General features: G+C 59.5%; 1 pseudogene. It reads left to right on the forward strand.

Annotated elements, in window-relative coordinates:
- A pseudogene (locus tag RTW80_RS30100) lies at positions 1–226 on the forward strand (catalase-peroxidase); the annotation flags it as partial.
- Positions 227–252: the final 26 nt, after the last annotated feature.

Consider the following 252-nt stretch of genomic DNA (forward strand, 5'->3'; position numbering starts at 1 on the left):
GTGGAAGGCGACCGACGACTCAAACGAGCTGTTTGCCGGTAGCGATCGCGCCAGCGGGGAAGTGAAATACACCGCGACCCGCGCCGATCTGGTCTTCGGTTCAAACGCCGTCCTGCGTGCGCTGGCCGAAGTTTACGCCAGCAGTGATGCACACGAGAAGTTCGTTCGTGATTTTGTTGCCGCATGGGCGCGAGTGATGGATTTGGACCGGTTTGATGTGAAGTAACCATTGTGCCGGGTGGCGGCTACGCC

This window comes from Escherichia sp. AM3, from assembly GCF_032029835.1.
Lineage (GTDB): Bacteria > Pseudomonadota > Gammaproteobacteria > Enterobacterales > Enterobacteriaceae > Escherichia > Escherichia coli.